Origin of the sequence: Sneathiella glossodoripedis JCM 23214 (assembly GCF_000616095.1) — a bacterium.
Classification (GTDB): Bacteria; Pseudomonadota; Alphaproteobacteria; order Sneathiellales; family Sneathiellaceae; genus Sneathiella; species Sneathiella glossodoripedis.
Genome location: NZ_BAMS01000008.1, coordinates 1 through 26211 on the forward strand (window position 1 = coordinate 1; position 26211 = coordinate 26211).

The 26211-nt window shown below is 42.1% G+C and carries 24 protein-coding genes; 9 read left to right on the forward strand and 15 right to left on the reverse strand.

The annotated features are described in order from the left end of the window. Positions 1 to 310 precede the first annotated feature (310 nt). The 3 genes from JCM23214_RS17875 to JCM23214_RS17885 are packed head-to-tail and all read left to right on the forward strand — an operon-like array spanning position 311 to position 3883. Positions 311 to 2332: a B12-binding domain-containing radical SAM protein gene (locus tag JCM23214_RS17875; RefSeq protein ID WP_025900133.1), complete on the forward strand. Its 2022-nt coding sequence runs from the start codon at positions 311 to 313 to the stop codon at positions 2330 to 2332. Positions 2333 to 2340: 8 nt separating this feature from the next. Further along, positions 2341 to 3072 (forward strand): SDR family NAD(P)-dependent oxidoreductase, encoded by a 732-nt coding sequence (locus JCM23214_RS17880; RefSeq protein WP_025900134.1) that lies wholly within the window; start codon positions 2341 to 2343, stop codon positions 3070 to 3072. A 1-nt stretch (position 3073) separates the two neighbouring features. Next, positions 3074 to 3883, forward strand: coding sequence for an SDR family NAD(P)-dependent oxidoreductase (locus JCM23214_RS17885; RefSeq protein WP_051548249.1), 810 nt, complete (start codon positions 3074 to 3076; stop codon positions 3881 to 3883). On the opposite strand, the gene JCM23214_RS17890 is transcribed toward JCM23214_RS17885, so the two are convergent. The 4 genes from JCM23214_RS17890 to JCM23214_RS17905 are packed head-to-tail and all read right to left on the reverse strand — an operon-like array spanning position 3880 to position 8288. Further along, complete coding sequence (locus JCM23214_RS17890; RefSeq protein WP_148301935.1) at positions 3880 to 5958, reverse strand: hypothetical protein; 2079 nt, start codon at positions 5956 to 5958, stop codon at positions 3880 to 3882. The two genes, JCM23214_RS17885 and JCM23214_RS17890, sit on opposite strands and share 4 nt — an antisense overlap. 9 nt (positions 5959 to 5967) lie before the next feature. Further along, positions 5968 to 6717, reverse strand: a complete 750-nt coding sequence (locus tag JCM23214_RS17895) for a glycosyltransferase family 2 protein (RefSeq protein ID WP_025900137.1) — start codon at positions 6715 to 6717, stop codon at positions 5968 to 5970. 3 nt (positions 6718 to 6720) lie between these two features. After that, positions 6721 to 7326 (reverse strand): SIS domain-containing protein, encoded by a 606-nt coding sequence (locus JCM23214_RS21740; protein WP_025900138.1) that lies wholly within the window; start codon positions 7324 to 7326, stop codon positions 6721 to 6723. Continuing rightward, positions 7326 to 8288, reverse strand: a complete 963-nt coding sequence (locus JCM23214_RS17905; RefSeq protein ID WP_025900139.1) for an NAD-dependent epimerase/dehydratase family protein — start codon at positions 8286 to 8288, stop codon at positions 7326 to 7328. Before JCM23214_RS17905 ends, JCM23214_RS21740 begins: the two co-directional genes overlap by 1 nt. Before the next feature lie 187 nt (positions 8289 to 8475). On the opposite strand from JCM23214_RS17905, the gene JCM23214_RS21745 reads away from it, so the two are divergent. The 3 genes from JCM23214_RS21745 (at position 8476) to JCM23214_RS17920 (ending at position 11995) form a co-directional block, all read left to right on the forward strand. Then, on the forward strand, positions 8476 to 9162 hold the full coding sequence (locus tag JCM23214_RS21745; RefSeq protein WP_051548250.1) for an SDR family NAD(P)-dependent oxidoreductase: 687 nt from the start codon (positions 8476 to 8478) through the stop codon (positions 9160 to 9162). A gap of 156 nt (positions 9163 to 9318) precedes the next feature. Further along, positions 9319 to 11097 carry a thiamine pyrophosphate-binding protein gene (locus JCM23214_RS17915; RefSeq protein WP_025900140.1) on the forward strand — a complete coding sequence of 593 codons (1779 nt, stop codon included), beginning with the start codon at positions 9319 to 9321 and terminating at the stop codon, positions 11095 to 11097. 31 nt (positions 11098 to 11128) lie between these two features. Next, on the forward strand, positions 11129 to 11995 hold the full coding sequence (locus JCM23214_RS17920; protein ID WP_025900141.1) for an FkbM family methyltransferase: 867 nt from the start codon (positions 11129 to 11131) through the stop codon (positions 11993 to 11995). Here JCM23214_RS17920 and JCM23214_RS17925 read toward each other — a convergent pair. The 9 genes from JCM23214_RS17925 to JCM23214_RS17970 form a co-directional block, all read right to left on the reverse strand. Beyond that, the gene (locus JCM23214_RS17925; protein WP_025900142.1) at positions 11992 to 12489 is read right to left on the reverse strand and encodes a hypothetical protein; all 498 of its coding nucleotides are present in this window, start codon (positions 12487 to 12489) and stop codon (positions 11992 to 11994) included. The two genes, JCM23214_RS17920 and JCM23214_RS17925, sit on opposite strands and share 4 nt — an antisense overlap. A 507-nt stretch (positions 12490 to 12996) precedes the next feature. Continuing rightward, positions 12997 to 14016 (reverse strand): lysylphosphatidylglycerol synthase transmembrane domain-containing protein, encoded by a 1020-nt coding sequence (locus JCM23214_RS17935; protein WP_025900144.1) that lies wholly within the window; start codon positions 14014 to 14016, stop codon positions 12997 to 12999. Positions 14017 to 14027: 11 nt separating this feature from the next. Continuing rightward, positions 14028 to 15086: an alpha-ketoacid dehydrogenase subunit beta gene (locus JCM23214_RS17940; RefSeq protein ID WP_025900145.1), complete on the reverse strand. Its 1059-nt coding sequence runs from the start codon at positions 15084 to 15086 to the stop codon at positions 14028 to 14030. A gap of 3 nt (positions 15087 to 15089) precedes the next feature. Then, entirely contained in the window at positions 15090 to 16073 is a 984-nt protein-coding gene (locus JCM23214_RS17945; protein ID WP_025900146.1) for a thiamine pyrophosphate-dependent dehydrogenase E1 component subunit alpha, read from the reverse strand. Beyond that, positions 16070 to 16729, reverse strand: a complete 660-nt coding sequence (locus JCM23214_RS17950) for a class I SAM-dependent methyltransferase (protein ID WP_025900147.1) — start codon at positions 16727 to 16729, stop codon at positions 16070 to 16072. Before JCM23214_RS17950 ends, JCM23214_RS17945 begins: the two co-directional genes overlap by 4 nt. 27 nt (positions 16730 to 16756) lie before the next feature. Then, positions 16757 to 17749: a GDP-mannose 4,6-dehydratase gene (locus JCM23214_RS17955; protein WP_025900148.1), complete on the reverse strand. Its 993-nt coding sequence runs from the start codon at positions 17747 to 17749 to the stop codon at positions 16757 to 16759. Between the two features lie 63 nt (positions 17750 to 17812). Beyond that, positions 17813 to 18658, reverse strand: coding sequence for a nucleotidyltransferase family protein (locus tag JCM23214_RS17960; RefSeq protein WP_025900149.1), 846 nt, complete (start codon positions 18656 to 18658; stop codon positions 17813 to 17815). 10 nt (positions 18659 to 18668) lie between these two features. Continuing rightward, positions 18669 to 20168 carry a PfkB family carbohydrate kinase gene (locus JCM23214_RS17965; RefSeq protein ID WP_025900150.1) on the reverse strand — a complete coding sequence of 500 codons (1500 nt, stop codon included), beginning with the start codon at positions 20166 to 20168 and terminating at the stop codon, positions 18669 to 18671. Next, complete coding sequence (locus JCM23214_RS17970; RefSeq protein ID WP_025900151.1) at positions 20158 to 21216, reverse strand: zinc-binding dehydrogenase; 1059 nt, start codon at positions 21214 to 21216, stop codon at positions 20158 to 20160. Before JCM23214_RS17970 ends, JCM23214_RS17965 begins: the two co-directional genes overlap by 11 nt. Before the next feature lie 592 nt (positions 21217 to 21808). Here JCM23214_RS17970 and JCM23214_RS17975 point away from each other — a divergent pair. Both JCM23214_RS17975 and JCM23214_RS17980 read left to right on the forward strand, forming a co-directional pair. Beyond that, positions 21809 to 23020 carry an acetyl-CoA C-acetyltransferase gene (locus JCM23214_RS17975; RefSeq protein ID WP_199899753.1) on the forward strand — a complete coding sequence of 404 codons (1212 nt, stop codon included), beginning with the start codon at positions 21809 to 21811 and terminating at the stop codon, positions 23018 to 23020. A gap of 276 nt (positions 23021 to 23296) precedes the next feature. Next, positions 23297 to 23851: a fasciclin domain-containing protein gene (locus tag JCM23214_RS17980; protein WP_025900153.1), complete on the forward strand. Its 555-nt coding sequence runs from the start codon at positions 23297 to 23299 to the stop codon at positions 23849 to 23851. A gap of 75 nt (positions 23852 to 23926) precedes the next feature. Here the strand turns inward: JCM23214_RS17980 and JCM23214_RS21750 are convergent, their stop codons facing one another. Further along, a complete protein-coding gene (locus JCM23214_RS21750; protein WP_199899741.1) occupies positions 23927 to 25099 on the reverse strand; it encodes a formimidoylglutamate deiminase in 1173 nt (390 codons plus the stop codon). Then, positions 25096 to 25302 carry a hypothetical protein gene (locus JCM23214_RS25095; protein ID WP_199899742.1) on the reverse strand — a complete coding sequence of 69 codons (207 nt, stop codon included), beginning with the start codon at positions 25300 to 25302 and terminating at the stop codon, positions 25096 to 25098. Before JCM23214_RS25095 ends, JCM23214_RS21750 begins: the two co-directional genes overlap by 4 nt. A 108-nt stretch (positions 25303 to 25410) precedes the next feature. On the opposite strand from JCM23214_RS25095, the gene hutG reads away from it, so the two are divergent. After that, positions 25411 to 26211 (forward strand): N-formylglutamate deformylase, encoded by an 801-nt coding sequence (gene hutG / locus JCM23214_RS17990; RefSeq protein ID WP_025900154.1) that lies wholly within the window; start codon positions 25411 to 25413, stop codon positions 26209 to 26211.

Below are 26211 nucleotides of genomic sequence, written 5' to 3' on the forward strand. Positions count from 1 at the left end.
TGAAAAAAAGCTCATCCGCCTAGGATGGCCTTTTTTGTTGACTGCTCAGTCGGTGAAATTGATACCTCAAGGAAAACCCTCAAGCCTTCCCAAGGTTCCCAGCCACAGCGAAGCGCCCCAGACGCCACCAAGCAAAGGGACGCTAAATCTTAAAATGAACTAATAACCCATGTACTCATTAAATTACGTGGGTTACACGCTAACAGATTTGCCAGCAGTATGCCGTTGTTGTCAATTCATAAGGAGCACGGTATAACAATCAGAACTAATAATAGAGTGACTTTGTATAAGACATAACTAGTTGGATAAGATGGATAAGAAGAGCATCTACTTAGCAGATTTGACGCATAATGGCTTAATTTTGTCGTCAAATGTATTCCCTCTTTCCATAGGTCTCGTCGGGGCTTATTTACTAGAGAAGAAACCAGAGTTATATGAAGTTGATTTATTTAAATACCCTGAAGACTTGAGCAACGCGCTTGAGCAAAATGTTCCACAAGTTGTTGGTTTCGCGAACTATTCATGGAACTATGATATTTCCAGACAATATGCAAAGATCATCAAAAAACTTTGGCCAGGTACAATTGTTGTCTTTGGTGGTCCGAATTATGGCCTCACTGAGCAGGAAATTGAGCAATTTTGGCAGTGTAATCCGAATATTGATTTTCATGTAGTTCAAGAAGGGGAAGAGGCCTTTTTAACCTTGCTCGAACGCCTGCGTGAGGTAGAGTTTGACGTTGGGCGCTTGAAATCCACTCGAATGAAGATAGGGAACGTACACTATAGCGTGGGCGAAGAGATTATTAAAGGAGACGCGTTACCGAGGTTAAAATTGGAGGATATTCCATCTCCGTATTTGATGGGTTTGATGGATAAATTTTTTGATGAAAACCTTGGTCCAATGATACATACGACAAGGGGGTGCCCATTCTCTTGCGCATTTTGTACTGAAGGAAGCAAATATTACAATATTGTGAGCCAGAGAGAAAGTCAGTTGGAGAAGGAAATGCATTACATTTCCCAGCGGGTTAAGGGGCCACGTGACCTGTTCATTTCTGACGCTAATTTTGGGATGTTCAAGCAAGACTACGAAAAGGCGAGAATAATTGCAGAATGTCAGGAAAAATATGACTACCCGAAATATGTACATGTTTCGACCGGAAAAAATCAGAAAGAACGCGTAGTCGATATTGTAAAGAAGTTAAATGGGGCTGTAAGCATGGCGGCTTCGTTGCAGTCAACAGACCCTGATGTGCTAGCGAATGTTGCACGATCTAATATCTCTGTGGATAAGCTGTCTGAAGCAGGTCAAATAGCGAATACTAACGATACAGGTACCTATTCAGAGTTAATCTTGGGCTTACCGGGTGACTCAATTGCTGCACATAAACAGTCTTTGCGTGACACAGTAGAAATGGATTTTGACAACATCCGTATGTATCAGCTGATTATGCTGCCACAGACCGTTTTGAATACACCCGACAATCGATTGAAATATAATATGAAAACAAAGCATCGTATCATGCCAAGGTCTTTTGGGAGGTATCGAGTTGCTGGTGAAGAGTTCGTGTCGGTTGAGTCAGAAGAGATTCTAATTTCCAATTCAACATTGCCGTTTGAAGATTACATAGTTTGCCGGGAAATGGATTTAACTGTTGAAATATTGCATAATGGTAAAGTTTTTGCGGAAATCCAAGGACTTTGTAAGGCGATGAATTTGTCTTGGTTTGACTTCATCATGCTTTTCTTTGAACAGCGTAGGAATTTATCTCCAGATATTACAAAAATGTATGATGATTTCCGTACAGGTACCTCTGATCGGCTTTGGGACAGCGCTGAGGAATTAGCTGAGGTTGTTGGTAAAGATATTGAAAATATGCTTAAGGACGAGCGCGGTACCAATGAAATGTCAACCGGTAAGGCTACAGCCTTTTTTGTCTTATTTCAGCAAATCAATGACGCATTGTTTTCTCTGATGGAAAACTGGTTGGCAAAGTTGGGAAAGCTGGATCCGATTACAAAGGATTATCTGGTTGAATTGAAGCAGTTCAGCTTGATGAGAAAACGCAAACTTTTAAGTATGGAAACGAGTGAAAATGAATCATATTCATTTGATATGACAAGGGCAGAGCAACATTCATTTAAGATTTTACCCAGAGAACTTAAAACACAATCGGTACAAAAGTACCATTTGGTTTATGATACGAAGCAAATAAAATTGCTATCTGCTTATTCTGAAGAATTTGGAGGCAGCTTTGATGGGTTGGGTAAAATGTTGATGCGATATCCTCATATCCATAGGTTGTTTAGAAAACCGGTTTTGGCAGCGTAAACACAAGAATGCGTAGTTCGAATAGCACAGCATATAATATTGTTATTACGGGTGGGTCAGCTGGAATAGGATATGCAACGGCCAAACGGTTATTGAGAGATGGACATAAAATTTTCCTGTGTGCCCGCAATTTAGGAAACTTGAAAAGGGCTCTCACAAAACTTGAGGAGTGTGTTGGTAGCTCTGGACTAGTTAGTGGTATGCAATGCGACATTGGTGACCCGGAGCAAGCTCAGCTTATGATAAATTCGGCAGCAGAGTTCCTAGGGGGCATTGATGTACTTATCAATAACGCAGGTGTGGGCAAGATTGCTTCAATAGAAGATATCACCATTGCAGAATGGCAAAATATGATACGAACAAATGTATCGGGCGTATTTTATTGCTGTAAAGCTGCAATACCTTATTTAATTAATTCGGAAAACGCTCAGATCGTTAATCTGGGTAGTAGAGCTGGTCGCTACGCGTTTGCCGGGGGAACGGCATATTGCGCCACCAAGTCTGCTATGCAAGGCTTTACAGAGGCTTTGTTCCTAGATTTGGAGCCGTATAGTGTAGGTGTTACATTGATCGCCCCTGGCACTGTAGCTACTAATTTTGCGGATGTAGAAAAACAGGAATGGCAGATCCAACCCGATGACGTTGCAAAGGTGATTTCTGACACTCTTGCTTCCCATAAGCGAGCTAACATTAATTGGGTGGAAATTCGGCCAAGGACAAAACAAATTAGAAAGATCTAACATGCGGCATCAAGGGCATATTGCAGTTGTCACGGGAGGGGCGCAAGGTATTGGTGCCGGTATTGTTGAAGTACTCCATAAAAATGGTGCCAAAGTTGCGATTATAGATCGGCAAAGAGATAAAGCGCTTAAACTTTCCTGTGATATCTCTGGTGATGATGGGGCCATTACTGTTATAGAGGCTGACATATCCGATAAACCTGGTTGTGAATATGCACTACAGCAAGTAATTGATAGGTTTGGAGCAGTTGATATTTTGGTTAATAATGCTGCACTTGCAAGAAATAAGGATTACATTGGCAAACTTTCGGATTCCGATTGGGCAGATCAGAGTAAATTGACTATCGAAGCGGTAACCAACCTGAGCGAAATAGCGCTTCCGTACCTACAAAGGTCAAAATGTCCAGCTATTGTAAATGTCTCTTCAGTGACTGCCACTAAAATTGCGCAAAATCAAGCGAGTTGGCCTTATCACGTTTCCAAAGCCGGTCTGGAACAACTCACACGTTACCTTGCGGTAAAGCTTGGACAGAGCAACATTCGGGTTAATGCGGTTGCACCTGGGTTAGTAGATCGCAGTGAAGGGGTAAAGCTTACCGATTTTAAATCAAATCAGCAGGTGATAAGTCATGTTGTGCCTCTCAATAGAGTGGCGACAGCATCGGATATAGGTGAAGCCGTATCTTTTTTAAGTTCACAAGAGGCTTCGTTTATTACTGGGCAAGTTTTGGTTGTTGACGGTGGGATGGGGATTGCTGAAGTTTTCGGAGCAGGATTGTCGATCTTGGAGTCTCTTGATTTTTCCAACTAATTATTTGCTGACTTTTTGTATGCATATCGCCAATAAGGTGATGATTTCATGATTTGATAATCTGCTTCTAACAGTATTCTCTCCTGCCAGCGAATAAGTGGAGCAGGTAATTTTGGGTTGTGTAATCCCTCAATTTGGTCAACGAGAATTACACTGGGTGATTTGCTTTTAATTTCTTTGACAATCGAGGCGAATGCAGAGGGAGTTCTGCTGTAGGCAAATGAATCCAAGTGTGAGAGCGAGGGTGAAACATGCCCTAAAGTGATCATACTTAGAGGTAAAGCGCTTAACCATAAAGCCTGTTTTTTCTCACTCACGACTCTTAGCTCATTTGCCTTTAAGTCGATATGTTGACAGAAGTTTTCGGGTAACCTGACCTCTAATGAGCAATCGGGTTTGTGGACGGACCATCTTGTATTCAGATTTGCCAGATGATCCATGGCATCATCTATCTGGTTTGGAAGTACTAAAAATAGAACCAAGGCCAAAATACCGAGAAACTGTTTGGGGTGCTTATTTCTGAAGTTTCCAGCGATTAGCAGTATGTAGAGTAAAAATGGAATCCACATATTTAACGGGTCGAACCGGTTCGCCACATAAGGTGTGAATCCCACGACCAGTCCAATTATGACGACAGATTGAAATTCCAGAGGTTCAAGCTTGTTCGAAGTTTTAATATTCTGCAAATATCCACAGAATAAATATAAAACATGCAGCATTATTGCAAAGTATGAGAAATGTAAGAATATAGGCCGACCGCCATATCCATTTGCAAAGAGTGCAATTAGGCTAGAGTCGTTTGGTGGAGTTTCTTTAATATTCGGATAACCGAATGGTTTAAGAGTATCAATATTTAAGGTGAGTAAATAAAGAGTACAAATTAGTAACGTTATAGACAGTAATCCCCCTGCCATGGATTTGACTAGACTAGATTTCGTATGCTGAATGAATAATGCGAAGCCAAGCCCCAAAGTACAGACCAAGCCAGTTTCCAAATTATAAAGCATGGCAAAAGCGTTTATCAGGGCTGCAATTCCCCAAGAATAATAAATATTCTTCTGAATAATAAGCGGAGCTAAAATAATGATCACTGGCAGAAAAATGAATCTAATCGGAGATTGATTGGGGGTTACGATTGAAGACGCAAATCCGCCGATAAATGGGGCAAATATAAAAAGCGTGAGTAAATATAAAAATAAGATTTTATTGATATTGTTTTGGCCAAGGCGTTGAAAAAATATAACGAATAGCAAAAGGCTAAATGCAATATGGATGAATTGAATTATTTTTACTGCCTCACCAATATTGGAATATTTGAATAAAGACATTAACCAACCGAATGCAATATTTAACAATGAACCATATTCGGGCGGTGAGATTTGTTTATGGCTTAGATCTAGAGGGGTGATGTATCCGTGACCGATAATACCGGACCAATGGTGATCGAGCGACCAAAGCGTGGAGTTTGGTAAAATTAAAGTGAAATTTAGGGGATTAATGTAAAGGTACCATATCGCCCAAATAGTAAAGATGCAAAAAATCGTTGTAATGGTTTTTTGTGACTTAGATCTCGTAAAAATAAAAGCAGTAACTAGAGTAAAAATTGCAAATATAAAAACAAAATCGTCAAAAATAGATTTTAAAACCTTAAAGAATACTTCCGCAGTGAAATAGAATATTATTAAAGCGGAGATGGTTTCTAAAATTAGTCGTTTGCTTCCAGAAGTTGAAGAGATGCTTAATAATTTGGGCCGTTTTTCAAAATATCCGATATAGAAAAATGCGGCAAACAAGGCGAAAATGTAGGAAACGTTTAATAGACGTTGAAATTGTGTGTTTGCAAGGGAATATAGTTGAGAGTGTTCGGTTGTGTAGTTGTTGTAATCAGGTGTTAGCAGAGAGACCGCAAAAGAGAGTAAAGCAGCTAATAGTAGCAAATTATGCATTAGCTGGATGCGATAGGCATCATATGGCCGAATTGCAGCATCAAAGCCATGAAATATGGGCTGTATTAAGCCCATATATAATGTGGAGCTTTCGTAGGATTTTATGTATTTTCGAATTGCAATTACCATTTAGCCGAATTATGTGCTTGGGTTCGCGAAATCTATTTTTATCCGATTGAGTGGTGCGCTCTCAGGGCGGTTTCGCTTTAGTTTCAAGTCAACAACTAGCATCATGAAAATTTTTATGACTTCCAACATATTCTGCAAGTTCACGGTGGACCTCGTAGGTTCCCCCGCTTGAAGATATATGGGAACTTCTGCAAATTTAGTGCCTGAGGTCAAAAGTTTGATGTTCATTTCAGAGATTATGGAAAAACGATTTGAGCGCAGATTGAGTGATTGTGTTTTCTTTGTTGGCCATATTCCTGGTCCATTGAGATAACCCACCGATGTCCCAAAAACGATCACAAATATTATTTGATAAATTGCTGAAATTAACTGACGCATTTTTGAACGAGCCTCTTTGTTAATTGGCAAAGTCATGATCATTTCAGCGGAATGTCTGTATTTTAAAATAATCCCCAAGGATGTTGGGCTAACATCGTTGTCGCCCGGAACAATGAGGAATCTTTCTTTTGAGGCTTTTTGAATGCCATCGATAATGGATCTACCTAGGCCCATGTTTGTTTCATGATAGACGGGCCGTATATAATCGTGTTTTGCTTCAAGCTCTTGAATTATTTCCTTTGAATTATCCGAACTACCATCATCAATTGGGATAATTTCGAAATCCGTGACTTTGTGATTTTTCGTAACTTCCTCAATTGTCTTGATGGTGTCCAAAATTGCTTCACCCTCATTGAAAGCAGGGACGATAAAGGTAATCATATTTTAAGCTGATCCGTGTTGAGTAATTTTGTTTTTAGATTTGGAGGAGGGTGTGTCGTGACACAACTTTTGCATAATGTGATGCATCACCATCAATTGCAGGTCTTCAGATATTTGCATGTCATTAACTTTAAAATGGATGGGGTGTTTGGCAAGTTCCAAAGCAGCACCTCCGCCAAATCCTAATATGGCGAAGCTATCCATACCAATATTGTTAGCATATTCAAGCGCTTTGATTACGTTGGGAGAGTTTCCGCTACCGGATAATACGAGTAACACATCACTGGGGTTTGCGTACACGCCAAGTTGTTTTGCAAATATTTGATCATAGCCTTCGTCATTTGCAAGACAAGTAACGATCGATACGTTTCCAGTTAATGCATGCGCTTTTAAGCCTTTGCCAGTTTTTCTATCTATCCCATAGATAAAATCATTGGCAAGATGAGAGGCATTTCCCGCGCTACCGCCATTTCCACATAAGAAAAGCTGGTCTCCATCTCTCCAAACCTTAAGCAGACGATCGTATAATCTATCGATATTTGCCAAATCTGTTTTGGTGGAAGTCTCAAATAACCTTTGTGCGTATTCAGCGAATGACTGATCAGACATTAGCTTGATCCCTCGAGCTCACCCGCCTTTTGCATGTTACGCTCCATCCAGCGTAGGTTATACCATCGATCTTCGTCCATTAGATCACGTCGTTGGTAAGAAGCAATGATTTCTGTGATCGCGTCATCAACAGATTTCATCGGTGAAAAACCCGCAGATAAAATTTTGTCCGAGTTTATCCGATAAGAGCGTGGATCATTGGATGGAGTAATTTCAATTTCACAAGGGATTTTACTGGCTATACGATTAGCAATCTCTATGATTTTGAGGTTTTCAAAGCCAGCATTATACACACCGGTTACTTGGGGATTGTCCAAAAGAAACATATAAAGGCGCGCAATGTCATCGATGTGGATATTCGGGCGGACTTGCTCACCTCCAAAGACAGTGATTTTCCCGTTTTTCAACGCCTGCATTGTCAACATGTTGACCGATACGTCCAGCCGCATTCTTGGAGATATACCACAAACAGTAGCAGGTCTAACAATTTGGACGGTCATTTGGTCGGCATAACTCAACAATACTCTTTCTGCGACCATTTTAGTTTTATTGTATTCGGAAATTGGTAATAGCGTTAGATCTTCAGTTACCTGCTCCTCTTCCTTTACTCCATAGACACTACCGGAAGATGCGTAAATAAATCTCTTAATACCTTTTCGAGCACATAGGTCGGCGAGTTGCATTGTGGCTAATGCGCTGATTTCCCAAGTCAATTTAGGGTCTAAATCGCCGCAAGGATCATTGGCAACAGAAGCAAGGTGAATAACAGCGTCAATTTCGTTTAGCAGATTAGCATCAAATTCTCTGACATCTCCTTGAATGATTTTAAGGTTTTCATTTTCAGGTAAAAATTGTCCAAACCATTGAATATCGAGCGCTAATACTTGGTGGCCATTTTCCAGCAGTTTAGGGACAATTACTGAGCCTTTATATCCGCAAGCGCCAGTTACAAGTATTCGCATTGTATATCCTTATTTCACCGAAGAAGATTTATCTTCTGTTTCATTGTGGAACTAAGCTGAACCACCTTGTTTTATAATCGCAAACTGTGTAACACAAGTGCAGGTGATTATAAAACGCAATTTGAATATTGATGTTGTCGACTTCTAACGGAAAGCTTAGTAGTCACTGCGGGTTCTGGGGGATTTAGTGTTTCGCGCGAAGACTGTTTTTATCGCTGCAATTTCAAGTGATATTGGGCGCCAATTGGCTGAAATTTATAGTGATAAAGGATATCAAGTTGTCGGCACTTTTCGCAACTTAGAGCATGTAAAACCCCTCGTTGGAAAAGACTATATTCACCTAATTGAATGTGATTTGAACAGTGCTGCGGACATCGCCGCAGTAGGAGGCTATCTAGAGAAGCATCAGTTAGAGTGGGACATCTTTATTTCGGCTGTTGGGTTGTTGAGTCCTATTGGTAAGTTTTCTGAAATATCAATTGGTGATTGGGTGCATTCTGTTTCTGTGAACTCCCTTCAACAATTAGAACTGTTTCACCAGATTTGCCCTTATAAGAAACAGGGGGAAATCGGGAGGGCTGCTTTTCTCGTTGGTGGCGCTATCAATAGAGCATTTGCAAACTATTCCGCATATTCACTTGGCAAGGTTATGCTGGTGAAATTTTGTGAGTTATTTAGTGATGAAAATCCGGATTTTCATTGTGTTGCTATTGGAACTGGGTGGGTCGCAAGCAAAATTCATCAGCAAACGATAGAAGCTGGTGAGAATGCGGGAGAAAATTTTGGTGTGACGAAAGAATTTATGCAAACCGAGCAGCAAGGTACACCAATCATTGACATTTTTGAGATCATTGATTGGTGTTTTGAGAACTGAAACTGCGGGAAGAAATTTTTCTGTCGTACATGATGACTGGAGAAATGGTGGGCTTGACCTACTGAACTCACTTAGATTGGACCAGGATATGTTTCGTTTGCGAAGACATGGGAATCAGCACAAAAGTCTTTCTGAAGGTAATGAGAAAGAAAATTAATGAAACTCTCAAGTTATGTAATCCGATTTCTAGTTGAGCGTGGTGTGTCTCATGTTTTCGGTATGTCAGGAGGAGCTGCTGTACATCTTCTAGACTCTGTCTCTAAGGAAGATGGAATTGATTTCATTTGCTCTCAACATGAACAAAGTGCGGCGATTTCTGCAGATGGATATGCAAGAACCACGGGAAAATTGGGGGTTGCGATCACGACAAGTGGCCCCGGAGCAACTAACCTTCTGACAGGAACTTGTTGTTCATACTATGATTCTGTACCAACCTTAATGCTAACCGGTCAAGTTGCGTCCCACCGCCTGAAGGGGGATCGTGATATTCGTCAGCTTGGATTTCAGGAAACGGATGTTGTTTCGATATTTGGGACAGTTACCAAGTATGCAATACAGTTGGAACGCCCTGAACATATCCGGTATTGCCTTGAAAAAGCATACCATATGGCGTTTGAAGGGCGCCCTGGTTCCGTTCTGATTGACATTCCGGACGATTTTCAGCGTGCGGAGATCAACCCAAATGATTTGATTGGTTTTGAGCCCGTAACTGAGGAGCCTGTGCAGATCAACGGCAAATTGGAAGCTATGTTGGGTGCATTGGCTGAGGCAAAAAGACCTGTTCTCGTGTTGGGTGGTGGGCTCAAAACACCGGATATAGGCTTGGAAGTAGCAGAACTGGTAGAATTGCTAGATATACCAGTTGTGACGAGTTGGGCAGGTGTGGATTTGCTCCCTCATGACCATTCGTTAAATTATGGTAGTTTTGGAGTGTATGGAAGACGAGTAGGTAACTATATTATTCAGAATGCGGATTTCATTCTTTGTCTAGGGACTCGCCTTTCGCAAAATTTAACAGGTGGAATTCTTGCCTCATTTGCTCGTCAAGCAACTATTGCAATGATAGACGCAAGTATTGGTGAGATGAACAAATTCGATGGTAAGGGAATAGAGATCGCCCATCGAATTAATTGTCGCCTGGATAGAGCTGTACCAGAATTGGTTAGGTTAGTACAACCGATGGGCACGGCACCTGAAAATTCTTGGAAGTCAAAAATTAGTCAGTGGGTTTCGAATTTTAGCTCGGAGAATTATGATCCAGAGCCGTCTGAAAGTTATGTCAACGCATACGCTTTTGTCGACGCACTGTCGAATGTGGTTCCCGAAAACGAAAATATTTTTGTGGATACCGGAGGCAACCTCACATGGACGTGTAATGGTTTCAAGTTTAAATCTGGCCAGAGGCTGTATTCTGCTTGGAATAACACGCCTATGGGCTATGCCTTGCCTGCAGCCATCGGCGCGGCGGCGGCGGCACCAGAGAAGTCAGTGTCCTGCATCATAGGTGATGGTGGATTGATGATTTGCTTGGCTGAGTTGGCAACTGTTGTTAAGCACAATTTTAATATAAAAGTTTTCCTTTTTAATAATCATGGCCATGGCATACAAAAACAAACCTTGGAAACTTGGCTCGAATCAAATTATGTCGGAGTTCATGAGCCTTCCGGTCTAGCGTTTACAGACTTTTTTGCCGTTGCTAAGGCGATGGGTTTGGACGCTGTTACAATAGACGGGTCCTCTGATTTATCGGCAGAGTTGGAAAAAGTATATCTGAGCGATGGTCCCATTTTCGTTAACGTAGAAATAAATCCGGACCAAAGGTTGTTTCCTGTTTTGAAATTTGGTGCTGCGCTGGAAAATCAATTGCCAGCACTCTCTACAGAAGTTATCAACGAAAATATGATTGTCGAACCTTTCTTGCCCACAGAAAAATAATTTGAGCTATCCAAACTAGGAAATATGTCTGATGAATATAATTGATAACGGCCTGTTTGAGGTGCTCAAGTCTCTTCCAGATCAACACGCACGCAGCACAGATTTTTATAAGTTTATGGAAGCAGTATGTTTACAGGAACTTTCAGGTTCAAATTTTTCTAGTGAAGTAGCTAAACCGGAGTCCTTTGGGCCGTTTGGGGATTTGTTTATGCCTCTCCATCAAATGGGTGCGATTAATTCGTTAGATCTATTCGGCCTAGATGAGTTGGTCTTGTTTAGTTTCTATTTAGCTAATAGAAATCGATATAAAAATGTTGTCGATATAGGAGCAAATCTCGGTTTGCATTCAATATTATTAGCTCGTGCAGGTTTTTTTGTTACTGCATATGAGCCTGATAACTTACATTGTGATTTGTTGAAGGAGAGAATTCAACTCAATGGTGTTCAGTCGTCAGTAAAGGTTGTCAAAGCAGCAGTTTCCAACGAAAATGGCGAAAGTGAGTTTGTGCGTGTGGAAGGAAACACCACTGGTAGTCATCTTGCTGGGGCTAAAAGTAATCCGTATGGGGAATTAACGAGATACACTGTAAAAGTGGTCGCCGCTGCGGATGTCTTTGAAAACGTTGATTTTGCGAAAATTGATGCTGAAGGCCATGAAGTTGCAATTATTAAGTCGATCCCGAGAAATTTCTGGGAAAACTTAGATGTGGTTCTAGAGGTTGGGACATCTGAGAATGCCAATGATCTCTTTAGGTATTTTTCCAGCGTAGGTGTAAACATGTTTTCACAAAAACTAGGCTGGAGGCAAGTGAAAAAGCTGGAAGATGTACCAACCTCCTACAAGGAAGGTAGCTTGTTCGCGTCTTGTAAGTTGGCGATGCGTGGTAAAAAGTATTAGTTATCGAACTGCGAGCTTTGTCGTAGTATCGCTTGTTTTAGAAACAGAAAAAAGCTGGCAGCAATTTTTAATTTTGTAGAGGATAAAAATAATTTTCCATCAAAACTATGGATGGCTTTATGCTTTTTCAATCTATCAATTCTGATATTTATCAAGCGCGTGTCATTATATATTTCCTTTAATTCATTAACTTTCATACGGCCGCCACGCTCGAAAATTTCGAAAAGAATTTTAATGCGTAAAGAGGATTCGAGAGACTGTGCGATGTTTAAGTAAATAAACCACCACATCAACGCTATTCCGAGTGTAATGAGGAAATAATAGAGGTCAGCGTCTTCAGATAGCCAAAGAGTTAAGCCGGCGGAAATTAGAGGGGTCAAACAAAGGCTCGCTTTGAAACCAGTGACACGGTTCTGCGTGATACGAGCCACCAACACATCGACACTCGTTATGAGTACCATGGTCAACGCCCAAGTTAGGAGAAACTGCAACATGCTAACCAGTCTCTCTTTCTATCTTGATAATAGAACGATATAAATTCAGAAGTTTGAGGAGTACATGAATTCTCTTGGATAGAATGAATGTATCGTCTTGTCTGATAACGTCTCCCGTTTCCACTAATGCATCAATCCTGGATCCTACAAATGGATGTGAATCGATTAATTGCTGTATACCCGTTTTATCAAGACCTTTTTCTTCTCTGATGAGGATGGCTTTTACAATCGCAAGGGTAGGAGAGTCGCTCACTACACCTACTAATATAAAACAGTACAACAAACAGAAACTATTAGTAAAAATTATTGCGATACCAATGTTGTCTAAACTGAAGTTCGTTCCTTTAAATGCAATTGCGATAAAAATACAAGCAAACAAGAGCAAATTAAAAATTATAAATACGTTTAGGTGTAGAGTTTTCGTGGTCACAAACCTCGAAACAATTATGTGTAGGATAACACCAAGAACAATAGTAATTGCCAAGAGTAGGAATAAATGAAAGTACATTAATTTTTCTGCTCCGCAGCTTCCATTTCATTTTTTTCTGTTAATACTTTTACTTCATCCCGCATAATAATAAAGGGAACCAAACCAATGACGGCTACACATAGCGTAAGCGATCTCAGGAAAAGAAAGACTGAGCTATAAGCGATTTCATTAGTATGAGTTTCAAAAAAACGGGCGATTTGTCCGAATGCTGCCTCACCTAATCCTAGTCCTCCGGGGGAAACGGGGATAGCATTTGCAAATAGACCTGCGACACCAGATACGGCGAAACCAGTCCAGGTTAGACTATCGATATCCATCGCTTGACCTATTAGGAACAATGCTTGCAGGATTATTACATATTGAATAATGGATAAAAATACCGCGAAAATCAGAGATCTTTTATGGTCAACAAAATGCTCTAAATTCACCACTACTGCATTAAATATGCGCATCAGGATGCCAGAGATTGCATTTGGGAAACAGTTAATGATCTGGCGGAATAGATTCTGAAATCTTATAAGAATAAAAAATGAAAGTGAAAATATAACAATTCCAGTACCCGCCACAACTGCTACGCCTTGTTGAAACTGAGTTGGTAAGAAAAGCACAACGACCAGTGAAATCAGGATTAACCCTAACAAACCAGTCAATCGATCAACAAGGCTACTTACAGCTATTTGGGTAAGCTTGGTTTTGTCTTGGCGATACGCTAGCCCACCACGTATAAAATCTCCTCCATATGCTCCAGGTAGAAACACGTTAAAGAACTGACCGATAAATGTGTAGTTAAACGCCTGTATGAAACTCAGTCGAACGCGAAGTGAGCGCAGGAGAAGTTTCCAGCGGTATGCGCCAATAAAAACAGTACTAATCAACAATACAAATGATAAAGCTACTAAGCTGGGGTGTTTGGAGGCTTTTTCAAAGAGTGCCAAGTCGATAAGGTTGAAATGAGCCAGGAGTGCGATTGCTGTAATTCCGATGGCGAATTTCAGCAAAGTTATGATCCTGCGATTTGCAATTGACTGAGATGGCATGAACGTCTCTCTTAAAAGGGGCCTGTAAACCAATCTCCAGGAACATCATGTAAGGAAGAACGTTGATCAATCAGTTGCTGACAATTGAGTTCTTTGTCAATTATTTCACCAACTTTGGTAACAATGTCATCAGCTCGCACGTGATAGTTTTGGGTGAGTGCGGGACTCGTTGATTCTGAATAGTTAGGGGCAGTTAGTCTTACCGGTTGGCTTTTTAGGTGCTGCCATGAGGTCTCGATGATATGGGTAATGATTTCACCTGCGATACTCACTTGTTTAAAGCCAGTATCCAGAACAAGTAATCGACCAGTTTTTTCAACTGACTTCTCAATCTTTGTCCAGTCAATCGGGCTAACAGTCCGAAGGTCAATGAGGTCGATCTCTACGCCTTGTTCTTTTAGGCACGAGACAGCATGTAACGCCTCAATTGTCATGTAGGACATTGAAACAATTGTAACCGCATCTCCGCGGCTGAGAAGTTTTGCTTCACCAAGCTTAGCGGGCGCCATAACAGTTGAAACATCTGTTTGCATATTATGTAACCAGCGATGCTCAAGGAAGATAACAGGGTTTGGGTCAAAGATACTCGCTAGTAACAAACTCTTTACGTCGGAGGCCAGTGCTGGCATTACTACCTTTAGTCCAGGAATATGGGCAAACCATGATTGGAGATTTTGTGAATGAGTTGGGCCTTGTCCCCAGCCCCGTCCCAAGATCATCCGAATTGTAACAGGTACATTCCTCTTGCCGCCGAACATAAAATGCCACTTTGCAGCGTTATTTACCAACTGATCCATGGAAAGTAATGCGAAGTCCAAGCGCTGATGCGTTAAAATTGGCTTAAAGCCCCCTAGTGCAGCGCCAATTGCAATTCCTGTCATCGCATTCTCTGATGTAGGCATATCAAATACGCGGTCTTCGCCGTGTATTGTCTGTAAATCTGTTGTGGTACCAAATACCCCCTTGGGGTCTGGAACACCTAGGCCAAATACCAGTACACTGGGATCAGACGAAAGTGCATGGTGAAGTGCGTCGCGTACTTCTTGGGCGAATGTTGTTTTTTCACTCATGCTCTATCCCTTAATATGCTGTTCAGCAAACACGTGCTTGGACGCTTCGTCCGCATGTGGGAAGGGTGAGTTGACTGCAAATTCGAAAGCGGCGTTCACTTCGGCTTCAATCTCTATTTGATTAGTTTGTATTTCCGTTTCTTTAAGAAGACCTGTATCGATCGCGTATTTTTCAAATCGAGCAATGGGTTCATCGGAGCGCCATTTTTCAATGAAAGAGGTTTCACGATAATTCAAGTCATCATCGTAATTAGGGCCACAATGTTCTCGCCAACGAAAAGTATCAAATTGTAAAAATGCTGGCCCGCCACCAGAGCGTATTTTCTCGGTCATGTTTTTGGTTTTGTTGTAGACCTCCACTACATCATTACCGTTTCCATATTCAGTCATTACACCCAGTCCAGCGACACGCTCATATATGTCAAGAGTTGTGGATTGCCTCTGCTCTAAAGGGGTATAAACTGAAAACTGATTGTTTTCGCAAACAAACAGAACTGGCAGGTTTTTAAGCAGAGCGAAATTTATGGATTCATAAAAAACGCCGGTTTCAACCACCGCATCGCCAAGAAAAATAACTGCAATATTTTGTTCGCCTTTTAGCTTAAGGCCATATCCAAGACCGACACCCACAGGGACTGTCCCTCCGACAATTGCTGTAGATCCCATGAACCCAACGCTTTCATCAATGAGATGCATTGAGCCACCTTTGCCTCGTGCGCAGCCGGTAACCCGCCCATATATCTCAGCGATCATTGCGTTCAAATTGCCACCTTTCGCTAGATAATGCGCGTGGGCTCGGTGGCCGCTTACAGCTAGGTCTGTTTTACGAAGTATCTCACCTACTGCAGCGGAAACGGCTTCCTGTCCAGTTGATAAATGCGTTGGGCAACGCATCTGTTGCTCTGAGTAACGTTCTGCGATCGTCTCTTCTACAGTGCGTATTCGACGCATAGAATGACTTAACTTTTGAGCAAGCAGTTTGTTCATGGGATGAACCAGTAGTAGTCGCCAGTGTAGCCAACTTCGTCAAAAAAAGATTTCCATTCATCGACATGCATAATTGTCTTAGCTGTTAGGTTCCAGTCCCTCATACGTTCAGCTTCTTCGCTCGACCGATATGCATCCACAGTGATGAAGGACTTCCCTTTCGACACTCTTTCTATCTCTTGAAGTGCTTTACCGCAATCATCTCGTTCAAGGTTATGAATTGTATTGATCGATATCACGACATCAAAACTGCTGTCGTCAAAAGGTAAATCCATTGCATTGGCTACTGAAACATTTTCACGCATGCTTTCGATTGTGTTTTCGATCGCATATTCAGAGATATCGACACCACGTAATACCATTCCCGGTATCAGTTCATTAAGGTCGTGAAGCATGAAGCCTTTTGCAGATCCGACATCTAGTAATTTTGTACCAGCTTTGAGGTCAAAATGTTTCTGTAAGGTTGGTACTACGGGTTGCCAGAAACGCGGCATATATGAAAAACCACCATATCCATGGCGCCGTTCACCATCAAAAAATTCTTTTCCAAATTTTCGCGCAATAGCTCTATCTTCAGGAGTTTTCTCTTCCCCGCGTTGTTTTGGATCCCTCTTAGTCTTTGGATAGTTAACCAAGAGATCTACTTCTCTTCCCATAGGATAGCCTTCAGTGATTTTTACGTCTTACGGTTTGTGGATATATGATTGTGGTTGTTTTATCAATTCTTTCAGATTGTCTTTCACCCAATTGACTGTTTGATGAATTCCTGTATCCAAGTCGATTTCATCATTCCATGAAAGAGTTTTTCTAAGCTTTGTGTCGTTTAGACTATAGGTTTGGTCTTTGCCTTGTCTTTCACCTACAACTTCAATCATATCTTCTGGATTAATTGACAGGGTCTGGCAAATCTTTTCAACTAAATTTCGGATGCTGATTAAAGAATTAGTTGAAATGTGATAACATTCTCCCACTTCCCCTTCCAGCGCAATCTTAAGTGTTGCATTAGAAACGTCATTAATGTGAATAAAAGAACGTTCAGAACTGCCTCCGCCATGCAACTGAAGCTTTTGTCCAGTAAGGGCAAAAAGAATAGTCCGTGGGATAATTCGATATAATTGTTGGCCAGGCCCATAAACATTTGCGGCTCGCGTCATAACAAATGGAAACTTATAGGCTTTGTAAAAACTGATGAGATTCATATCCCCAGCGGCGCGCGAGACAGCGTAAGGAGTGCTGGGATTAAAAGCGTGCTGTTCATTCACAGAACCAGATGTGTTGCCGTAAACTTCTGGTGTTGAAATATGGACATAGCGCTTTAGAAAATCCAGTTTACGTAATTCATCGTGAAGTAACACTGTTGACAGAGTATTTGTTCTAAACCAGTCCCCAGGGTTTTGCCAGCTTTCTCCAACCATACTTTGCGAAGCAAAATTGACTATAAACTCAATCTTTTCAGATTTTATTATATCAATAATCTTGTCTAGATCATTGTTGAGATCAAGTTGATGAAAACTGAAACTACCCCGGCTTTGTACCCATTTGTAGGGAAGAAATGCATCATGGGGTTCAACTGATCTGCTAATACCTATTACATCGATTCCAGTTTCAATTAAATGAGCGCAGAAGCTGGCACCTGAAAAAGAATTGCTTCCGAGTACCGCAAATTTCATTGCCATGAGTATTTCATTCCCTTTTTGATTTAGGTGTGATGCATATTGAGCGCAATATATCAAAAGTCGCTAATCGCGCAGAGTTATTTTAGACTTTTGCGAAGGTTCCACTTCCAGTACTGACAACAAATATTCGATCGATTCAAGTGTCGATTGTCGACTTTGATCTGCTGTCCAGTAAACGGGAGTCCGTTTTATAATACTACGAGCTTCTAGGACAGCCTCAATATCAATTTGGGCATTTGCTAACGCCGAAATATTTCCAATGTCTTGATGATAAACACTATTATGGAAACAATTCATTCTATTGACAAAATGAGGAAGAACTTCAGTACTTAAATCAGATGCCGTAGGGCGCTGGTCTAAGAATTCCAATATGGTGGGCAAGTGCATTATATATACAGCACCATTCGCTAGGTTGCCTATAAACTGTTTAGGTTTTTCGATAAATTTTATAACTCTGCCAGAAGAGTCACGTTCAATGATGCCACAGCTTTCCGGCGTTTCGGTCGTAAAAGTCATCATTGTGATGTCAACATCTTTTGCTCGCTTTAAATAGGTGTTTTGAAAATTTTCCAGAGAGAAGATTGATAAATTATCCGCATGAGCGACAAGAAGATCCTCGCTATTAAATGCAGATCTAAAGCGAGAAATGGTACCTGCGGTTCCCAACAATAGAGGTTCATCTAAAAAATAAACCATATCTTTGTAAGGACTACTTTCTATGTATTCACGTACCATAGGTGCAAGATGGTGTAGATTGATGAAGACTGTTTTGACGGTTGTGCGTCTCAACATTTCTAGCCAAATGCCAATTATTGGCCGTCCCCATATCGGCATCAGGCATTTCGGTAATTTGTCTGTTAAAGGGCGCAGTCTGGTTCCAAGACCCGCCGAGAGTAGTAATGCTTCCACTGAAAAGCCTTTATATAGTGTTGATTTCTTGTATTAGATCTTCAGCTGTGAGCGGTGTATTGCCAACAGTTGCTACTTGGCACCCAGACGCAATGGAGCCAATATATGCGGCTTCCCAAATTGAAGCACCACAGGCGAGCGCGAGTGAAGCGGACACCAGCATTGCATCTCCTGCTCCCGCCGGGTCTCTTGGAGAGTTACAAAAGGCTGGCAATCTATCAGTTATCCATTTAGACAATTCGGGGTGCCGAGACTGGATCAAAACGCCTTCTGGTCCAAGCGTTAGCAAAATATGATCTGGTTCGGATTTTTTAGCTAGTGCGTCCGCAATGCCGACGAGTCCACTATCATGGTCTTGAACAGCAAGTCTTGCTTCAATTTCAGTTGGTTTTATCAGCTGCATGTTATGAAAGCGAGCAATGTTGCCAATTTGAGACGAAGACTGACTGTCCGCAACCATAGGTATATTTTTAGATTTGCAAACATTGATTATTCGATCTACAAGACTTTGCGGCAGAGCACCATAGTTGAAGTCTGAAAAAACCAGTAGATCCAAGCTTTCGTGCAGCGCAATAAATCGATCAAACAATTGATCTTGAATGGCTGCATCAATTGCATGCTGTTTAAGCTTTGAAACACGCAATAGTGTCTTTCCAGATGACCTGAAACGTTGTTTTAAGGTTGTAGGGCGACTTTGATCAGTTACCAGGAAAATATCTACACCGTAATCACTGATTTTTTTTATTGCATGTTTTGCTTCCTGGTCATCTCCAGCCACGGTCAAATATGATGTGTTCGCACCCAATCCTCTCGCGTGGCTGGCAACAATACCAGCACCGCCAATGAATTTTTGTTCGTGTACAGGGGTAACAACAACAGTTGGGTCTTCCCGAGAAACTCCGAGAACGTCACAGGTCACATACTCATCAATTATTAAATCTCCAATCACGAGTACATTAAGTTTGCTAATTTGTGTGACCAGCTCTACGAGACGTTCTTTGTAAATTCCATGTCTATTGAGATATTTATGTGAAAAGTTAAGGTCAAACTTGGAAATTGATGGTCGGCTTTCTTCACGAATGAGGTCTATTGAAGAAAAGACGGCGTCGCCAGAACTGAAAAGTAGTTTTCCGCCAATTTTCTCAAGTGGTTCAGCTTCAATATTATGAAGTGTTTGGTGTTCTTTTCCTTTGACCACAAGGTTTGGTTTGAGTGTTTCAATGACAGTGGGTATGTCTTGCTCTACGATAAATGCGTGGGAGACAAAACTAATATCTTTTACATTATCTAATCGCAGCTCCGCTGGAATAAGAACACCTGGGTTGCCATCTGCGAGTACAGCTACCACGAGAATGTCACTGCAGTCTGCGGCAAATTTTAATAAGCGAAGATGCCCTGGATGAACTACGTTAAAATTGCCGGACACAAGCGCAATTTTGGTTTCTTTACCATGTTGTTCGCTTAAAGATTTTACAATGTCTAGATGCGCTTGAAGAGAGTTATTGGTCATTGTTTTCTAGTTCAGGGTTAATAGATAAAATCGGGCGCATTACCCTTCCCATTTCCAGGTCATCAAGGGCCGAATTAACGTTTTCAAGCGTATATTCCTTTGAAACCATTTTGTTTAATGGCAAGTCATGCTTTAATGACATTTGATGAAACAGTGGAATATGTGAGTCCGGTTTCGTCGCGCCTCCCCAGCTACCTCTAATTTGTTTGCCGTTAATAAGTTCAAAAGGGTCTAGAGAAATCTGTTCTCCAATTTCAGGATGTGATGCAAAAACACATAAACCACCTTTTCTTTTTACTGCATTGAAGGCAAGTTCAATCGTATTGCTTTTTCCTGCTGCATCTATTGCAATGTCAGCAAGCTGCCCTTCTGTTATTGATTGAATTTCATCTAAGGGAGTACTGCCTGATGCCAATATCGTATGTGTTGCCCCTATGGTTTTGGCAAAGTCAAGTTTGTCCTGTAGAGTGTCAATCGCGATTAATTTGCCAGGACTCTGACAACTTGCATACATTAGAGATAATGCACCTATCCCTCCAATTCCGATTACAATTACAGTATCCCCAGGTTTAATGTTGACTTCGTTTATTGCAAGCCCTGCTCCGGTAGGAATAGCGCATCCATACAAAACCCCCAGTTTCATCGATAGGCCTTTAGGTAGTGGGGTAACTCTGTTCTCCGAAACGATTGACTTTTGACTGAAGGTTGTCACGCCTCCTGAGTTGAGGGGTTTTGAATTCCAACTGTAGATAGCGCCAGGTGCTTCTAACCCTTCACCTCTGATCCAACCAAGTATTACTTTGTCACCGGGTGCAACTTTAGTAACGCCAGCTCCGCATTTTCTCACGATAGCAGTTGCCTCATGCCCAAGCAAATGAGGCAGAAAGCGATCTTCACCTCGTTTACCACGGACTTCCATAAGTTGGCTATGGCAGACGCCGCTATAAGCAATTTCGACTTCAACTTGGCCTTTTTGCAGAGCAGGCAATTCAACGTCATCAACAACTTTTAAGGGTTGACCTGTTTCAAATAATACGGCGGCTTTCATTTATATCGTGCGCTGTTTGTTAATTATAAAATCAATTTGAACATATCAGGAAATAGCTTCATTTAAAGCGCAAATTAATTATTTATTTACGCTCATTGAAGTGCCTTTAAAGGTCTAAATAGAACCCATTAATACACGCTAGAGTTTTCGGTGTTTCGTTAAAAATGTACTATTCGTTTCTTTGGATAAGCTGTTCGATTTATGTTGGTGCTATTATCTATCCACATCTGTTTCATTCTTGAAGTAGGTACAAACAGTCTAGTAGCCCGTTGGTTCCAGGTGGAAGGTGTGTCCACTCGACCAATGAAACGGAAACAGGTGATAACAGATGCGCAAGATATAGTTAGGGTACCTCGTGCAGATTGGTTTGCTTAGTCAATAGTTTGACCACTCTGTGTTTTAGTGAGTTCGCGTACATTGAAGTAGTCTTGTGAAAAGCAGGACAAAAGATCCTTTGTTTCTCTGTATTTTATCATACGAGTAAGCGGGTAATGCTATTGAAGAGCCAGATAGTGTGTCTTTCCTGTTCATTTTCTGTATCCGGTGGTATGAACTTGGTTTCGACAATACAGGCAATAAAAAGGAAAAGAAGATGCTGGAAGATGTTGTGATTTGCGAACCCGTTCGGACTCCGGTCGGGCGATTTGGGGGACAGTTTAAAGATTTGCAGGCGCATGAGCTGGGTAAAACCGTTGTTAAAGGGCTGCTTGAGAGATGCGAAGGTATTGCAGATCAGGTTGATGATGTGATTTTTGCGCAATGTTATCCGTCTATGGATGCGCCAGCAGTAGGGCGGGTCGTTGCCCTTGACGCGGGGCTTCCGATTACGACAGGCGGCTATCAGATTGATCGACGTTGCGGGTCAGGTCTGCAAGCTGTAATTAACGCTGTTATGCAGGTCGCGACAGGTGGGTCAACGTTGGTGATTGCAGGCGGCGCGGAATCCATGTCCAACGCCCCCTTTTATTCGACTGCGGGGAGATGGGGGGTGAAGGGAACGGCTATGACATTCCATGACGCACTAGCCCGTGGGCGCGTTACAGCGGGTGGTATTAATTTCCCGGTGCCAGGGGGTATGTTGGAAACCGCTGAAAATCTTCGTAAAAGCCATGCTATCTCACGTGAAGAGCAAGATCGTTTTTCGGTAGAGTCCCATCGCCGGGCTGTAGCGGCTCAAAACTCCGGTCGTTTTGATGAAGAAATCATACCAGTGACGGTTTCGGGTCGTAAGGGGGATACCGTTTACTCAAAGGATGAACATCCGCGTGCTGATGTTTCGATGGAGGCTATGGGAAAACTACGTCCAATCCGTGGAAGAGAAGATCCTGATGCTACAGTGACAGCCGGTAACGCAAGCGGGCAAAATGACGGAGCTTCAGCCTGTATCGTGACCACTCGAAAAGTTGCCGATGAACTAGGACTGAACGCTTTTGCGACTATGGTAAGTTGGGCTGTCGCAGGGGTCGGGCCGGAAGTCATGGGAATTGGCCCTGTACCTGCGACAGAAAAGGCGTTGGCGAGAGCTGAGCTGTCATTGAGTGACATTGATCTGATTGAACTGAATGAAGCGTTTGCAGCTCAAGCACTTGCCGTTACCAAGGACTGGAATTTGTCAAATTCGGATTATGACCGTTTGAATGTTAACGGGTCTGGAATTTCTCTAGGGCATCCGGTTGGAGCAACGGGAGGCCGTATTTTGGCGAGCTTGCTGCGTGAGATGAATAGACGTGAAGTTGATTATGGGTTGGAAACTATGTGCATTGGCGGTGGTCAGGGATTGGCTGCTATTTTCAAGCGGATTTAGAACGCCCCAAATTAAAGAGGCGCGGCATCGGCACCGCGCCTCTTTAATAGAATAAGCATGATATCTTCTGAAAAGTGATCAGTTTCAAGTAACGATACGTACTCAAAAAGACCGGCTTGCTTGAGGCGTAGTATGCGGGCCTCTTGTCTTGTTTATTGTCAAAATATATTTGTAAATAAATTATTAAATAACAAATCTATATTGATAATATCAGCGTATTGAAGTGCAATCCACCAAATGGGAGTGGGTAAACTTAACGGAGAGCACTCAATGAAAATGCATAAATCACTGATTGTGGCAATTTCTGCCACAGCCCTGCTAACAACTGCCTGCGCTGCAGTATCAGATAATCCTGAAGTTGGCGGCGCACCAATGTATGAAGATAAAACCATTGTAGAAAATGCGCTCAATTCCAATGATCATACGACGTTGGTCGCAGCTGTAAAGGCGGCCGGATTGGTAGATACTCTGCAGAGTGACGGTCCGTTTACCGTGTTTGCCCCCACCAATGCTGCTTTTGACAAATTGCCAAGTGGTACAGTCGAGACATTGTTGAAGCCGGAAAATAAAGCAACTTTACAAAAGATTCTGACCTGTCACGTTATCGCTGCAAAAGCCCTTTCAGAACCAATTAAAAAGATGATTGATCAGGATAAAGGGGCACTACCGGTCAAAACAGTCGGTGGATGTGAATTCACGGCAATGTATAGCGGTGACAAAATCATGCTCAAAGATGGTCAGGGAAATATTGCAAACGTCACAATTAAAGATGTGAAGCAATCCAACGGTGTTATTCACGTAATTGACACAGTTTTATTGCCTGAATCCTGATATCGGTCATAATCGGTTCAAGAGGCTGCATTTACACAAAAGCAGCCTCTTTTTTTGAAAAACTGTTGTCGGAAATTAAATCAAATTCCTCAGTTCGCGGATGGTTTTGTGGAACAATTGGCGAAAATCATTCCGTTTTACATGCTGTCCGTCTTTAACCATATGGCGTCCTGCGGAAATCACATCTTTTATTAGTTCATCCTTTGACGCAAATATCCAACTATCAAGAATGTAATCATTCTCAAGGGACAGCAGGTCGATGTGGGCGTTATCCAGAGAAATAAAATCAGCCAAATAGCCTGTGGCAATCTTTCCTGTTTTTCGCCCCACGGCTTGGGCACCCCCTGTTATTGCAGCATCAAAGAGTGTTCGCCCAGTCGATTGGTTGTTGGTGCTTAGCATTGCACGTTGTCTATGATGTAGTCGCTGTGAATATTCGAGCATTCTTAATTCATGAACAAAACTGACGGAAATATTGGAATCCGTACCAACCCCAATAGCGCCACCTTTGGATAGAAAATCGACACAGGGAAAAATCCCATCTCCCAGATTGGCTTCAGTAACTGGGCATAAACCTGCAATGGCCCCGCTTTGTGCTAAGGCATCAACCTCGAACTCACTCAGGTGTGTTGCGTGGACGAGGCACCATCTAGAGTCCACATCGGTTTGTTCCATGAGCCATTCGACCGGTCTGGCACCGAAAGCGTTTTCAATTTCTTCTATCTCTGCGATCTGCTCGGCTATATGAATGTGAACCGGAACGTTTGTGTAGTTTTTTACCAAGTGACCGAGGCTGCTTAATGAGGTCGCACGCAAAGAATGTGGCGCAATACCCAGGTGGAAGTCGCTAATTGCAGAGTCACCATAATTGCGGGCCTGTTCCCATAGTTTGTCATAGGTATCCGTAGTATTTCCAAACCTTAATTGACCATCCGTCAGCGGACGTCCATCCACGCCACCTTGTTCATAAAATACTGGAAGGAGCGTCAGGCCTATTCCAGATTGGCAGGCTGCGTCAGTAACAGTGTTGGCCATCTCGGCAACGTTGGAATAATGGGATCCATCGGTCTGATGGTGAATATAGTGAAACTCACCAAGACTGGCGTAACCTGCTTCCATCATTTCCATTTGCACAAAGCAGTTAATCGCATACATGTGCTCTGGCGTCAGATGTTCCAAAAAGGCATACATCAATTTTCGCCATGTCCAGAAGCTGTCGTTTCCCTGTCCGCTTCGAAATTCGGTCAATCCTGCCAGTGCTCTTTGAAAGCCATGGTATGTAGATTGGCAGGGGCAGACAGTAAGGACACGTTACCCAGGTTTATATCCGACTTGGCCGCTTTGGTATCAGAAGTAACATTTTCTATGACGCCGGTTTCGGAGACCTGGATACGGACATTTTGCGACCAGCCTTCGGGTAGAAGTGCAGATTTTGTGAAAAAGTTGGTCATTTGGCAGTAGCTTCTTGAAAAATGCGTCTAATATGTACATACATAATTGAGTTTCCAGATTGAGGCAATACCGCTTTGGTGAGAGCAGAGGCGTGAGGAGAGTAAATTATGCAGGCAGTTTCCATAAAAGAAGGCAATTCACCCGTTATTCTCGCTTTCCCTCATGTAGGATTGCATGTCCCTGCTGAGATTTTTGGTCGGCTGAACGAAGTGGGGAAAAGACTGGCAGATACTGACTGGCATGTCGATAAACTGTATGACGGCTTGCTACCGAGCGCTACATCTGTGGTGGCAAACTTCCACAGATATGTTGTAGATGCGAATAGAGCGCCAGATGGCGCTAGTTTGTATCCAGGGCAAAATACAACTGAATTGTGTCCAACCACTGATTTTGAGGGGGCAAAAATCTGGAGAGATGGATGTGAGCCTACGAATGTAGAAATTGAAGAACGCAGAGTTAATTTCCATCAAAAATATCATGAGGGAGTGAAGGCGCAGATTGAACGAGTATACAATCAGTTTGGATGCGTAATTCTGTACGATTGTCATTCGATACGATCACAAATTCCTTATCTGTTCGACGGAAATCTTCCAGATTTTAACATTGGCACTAATCAAGGAGTGACATGTGCTTCTATATTGGAGGAGCATGTCGTTGACGTTTGTGGTCAGGCAAGTGGGTTTACACATGTGGTGAACGGACGCTTTAAGGGAGGTTGGACAACACGGCATTATGCTCGGCCCGAGCAAAATATTCATGTTATCCAGATGGAACTGTCACAAGCTACCTACATGCTCGAGCAGGAACCATGGACATATATGGAAGATAAAGCGAAGAAAATAAGGCCAGTTTTACAGACCATTTTAACGGGGCTCGAAAAACTGGCTCATCAAGAATTGATCAAATAA

Coding starts and splice junctions, on each gene's coding strand:
- JCM23214_RS17980 (WP_025900153.1), top strand. CDS start 23,297: ATGCATAAATCACTGATTGTGGCAATTTCTGCCACAGCCCTGCTAACA.
- JCM23214_RS17915 (WP_025900140.1), top strand. CDS start 9,319: ATGAAACTCTCAAGTTATGTAATCCGATTTCTAGTTGAGCGTGGTGTG.
- JCM23214_RS17965 (WP_025900150.1), bottom strand. CDS start 20,168: ATGACCAATAACTCTCTTCAAGCGCATCTAGACATTGTAAAATCTTTA.
- JCM23214_RS17905 (WP_025900139.1), bottom strand. CDS start 8,288: ATGCGAATACTTGTAACTGGCGCTTGCGGATATAAAGGCTCAGTAATT.
- JCM23214_RS21740 (WP_025900138.1), bottom strand. CDS start 7,326: ATGTCTGATCAGTCATTCGCTGAATACGCACAAAGGTTATTTGAGACT.
- JCM23214_RS17970 (WP_025900151.1), bottom strand. CDS start 21,216: ATGAAAGCCGCCGTATTATTTGAAACAGGTCAACCCTTAAAAGTTGTT.
- JCM23214_RS17890 (WP_148301935.1), bottom strand. CDS start 5,958: ATGGTAATTGCAATTCGAAAATACATAAAATCCTACGAAAGCTCCACA.
- JCM23214_RS17875 (WP_025900133.1), top strand. CDS start 311: ATGGATAAGAAGAGCATCTACTTAGCAGATTTGACGCATAATGGCTTA.
- JCM23214_RS17920 (WP_025900141.1), top strand. CDS start 11,129: ATGAATATAATTGATAACGGCCTGTTTGAGGTGCTCAAGTCTCTTCCA.
- JCM23214_RS17955 (WP_025900148.1), bottom strand. CDS start 17,749: ATGGCAATGAAATTTGCGGTACTCGGAAGCAATTCTTTTTCAGGTGCC.
- JCM23214_RS17935 (WP_025900144.1), bottom strand. CDS start 14,016: ATGCCATCTCAGTCAATTGCAAATCGCAGGATCATAACTTTGCTGAAA.
- JCM23214_RS17925 (WP_025900142.1), bottom strand. CDS start 12,489: ATGTTGCAGTTTCTCCTAACTTGGGCGTTGACCATGGTACTCATAACG.
- JCM23214_RS25095 (WP_199899742.1), bottom strand. CDS start 25,302: ATGACCAACTTTTTCACAAAATCTGCACTTCTACCCGAAGGCTGGTCG.
- JCM23214_RS17975 (WP_199899753.1), top strand. CDS start 21,809: ATGCTGGAAGATGTTGTGATTTGCGAACCCGTTCGGACTCCGGTCGGG.
- JCM23214_RS17940 (WP_025900145.1), bottom strand. CDS start 15,086: ATGAGTGAAAAAACAACATTCGCCCAAGAAGTACGCGACGCACTTCAC.
- JCM23214_RS17880 (WP_025900134.1), top strand. CDS start 2,341: ATGCGTAGTTCGAATAGCACAGCATATAATATTGTTATTACGGGTGGG.
- JCM23214_RS17885 (WP_051548249.1), top strand. CDS start 3,074: ATGCGGCATCAAGGGCATATTGCAGTTGTCACGGGAGGGGCGCAAGGT.
- JCM23214_RS17895 (WP_025900137.1), bottom strand. CDS start 6,717: ATGATTACCTTTATCGTCCCTGCTTTCAATGAGGGTGAAGCAATTTTG.
- hutG (WP_025900154.1), top strand. CDS start 25,411: ATGCAGGCAGTTTCCATAAAAGAAGGCAATTCACCCGTTATTCTCGCT.
- JCM23214_RS17950 (WP_025900147.1), bottom strand. CDS start 16,729: ATGGGAAGAGAAGTAGATCTCTTGGTTAACTATCCAAAGACTAAGAGG.
- JCM23214_RS17945 (WP_025900146.1), bottom strand. CDS start 16,073: ATGAACAAACTGCTTGCTCAAAAGTTAAGTCATTCTATGCGTCGAATA.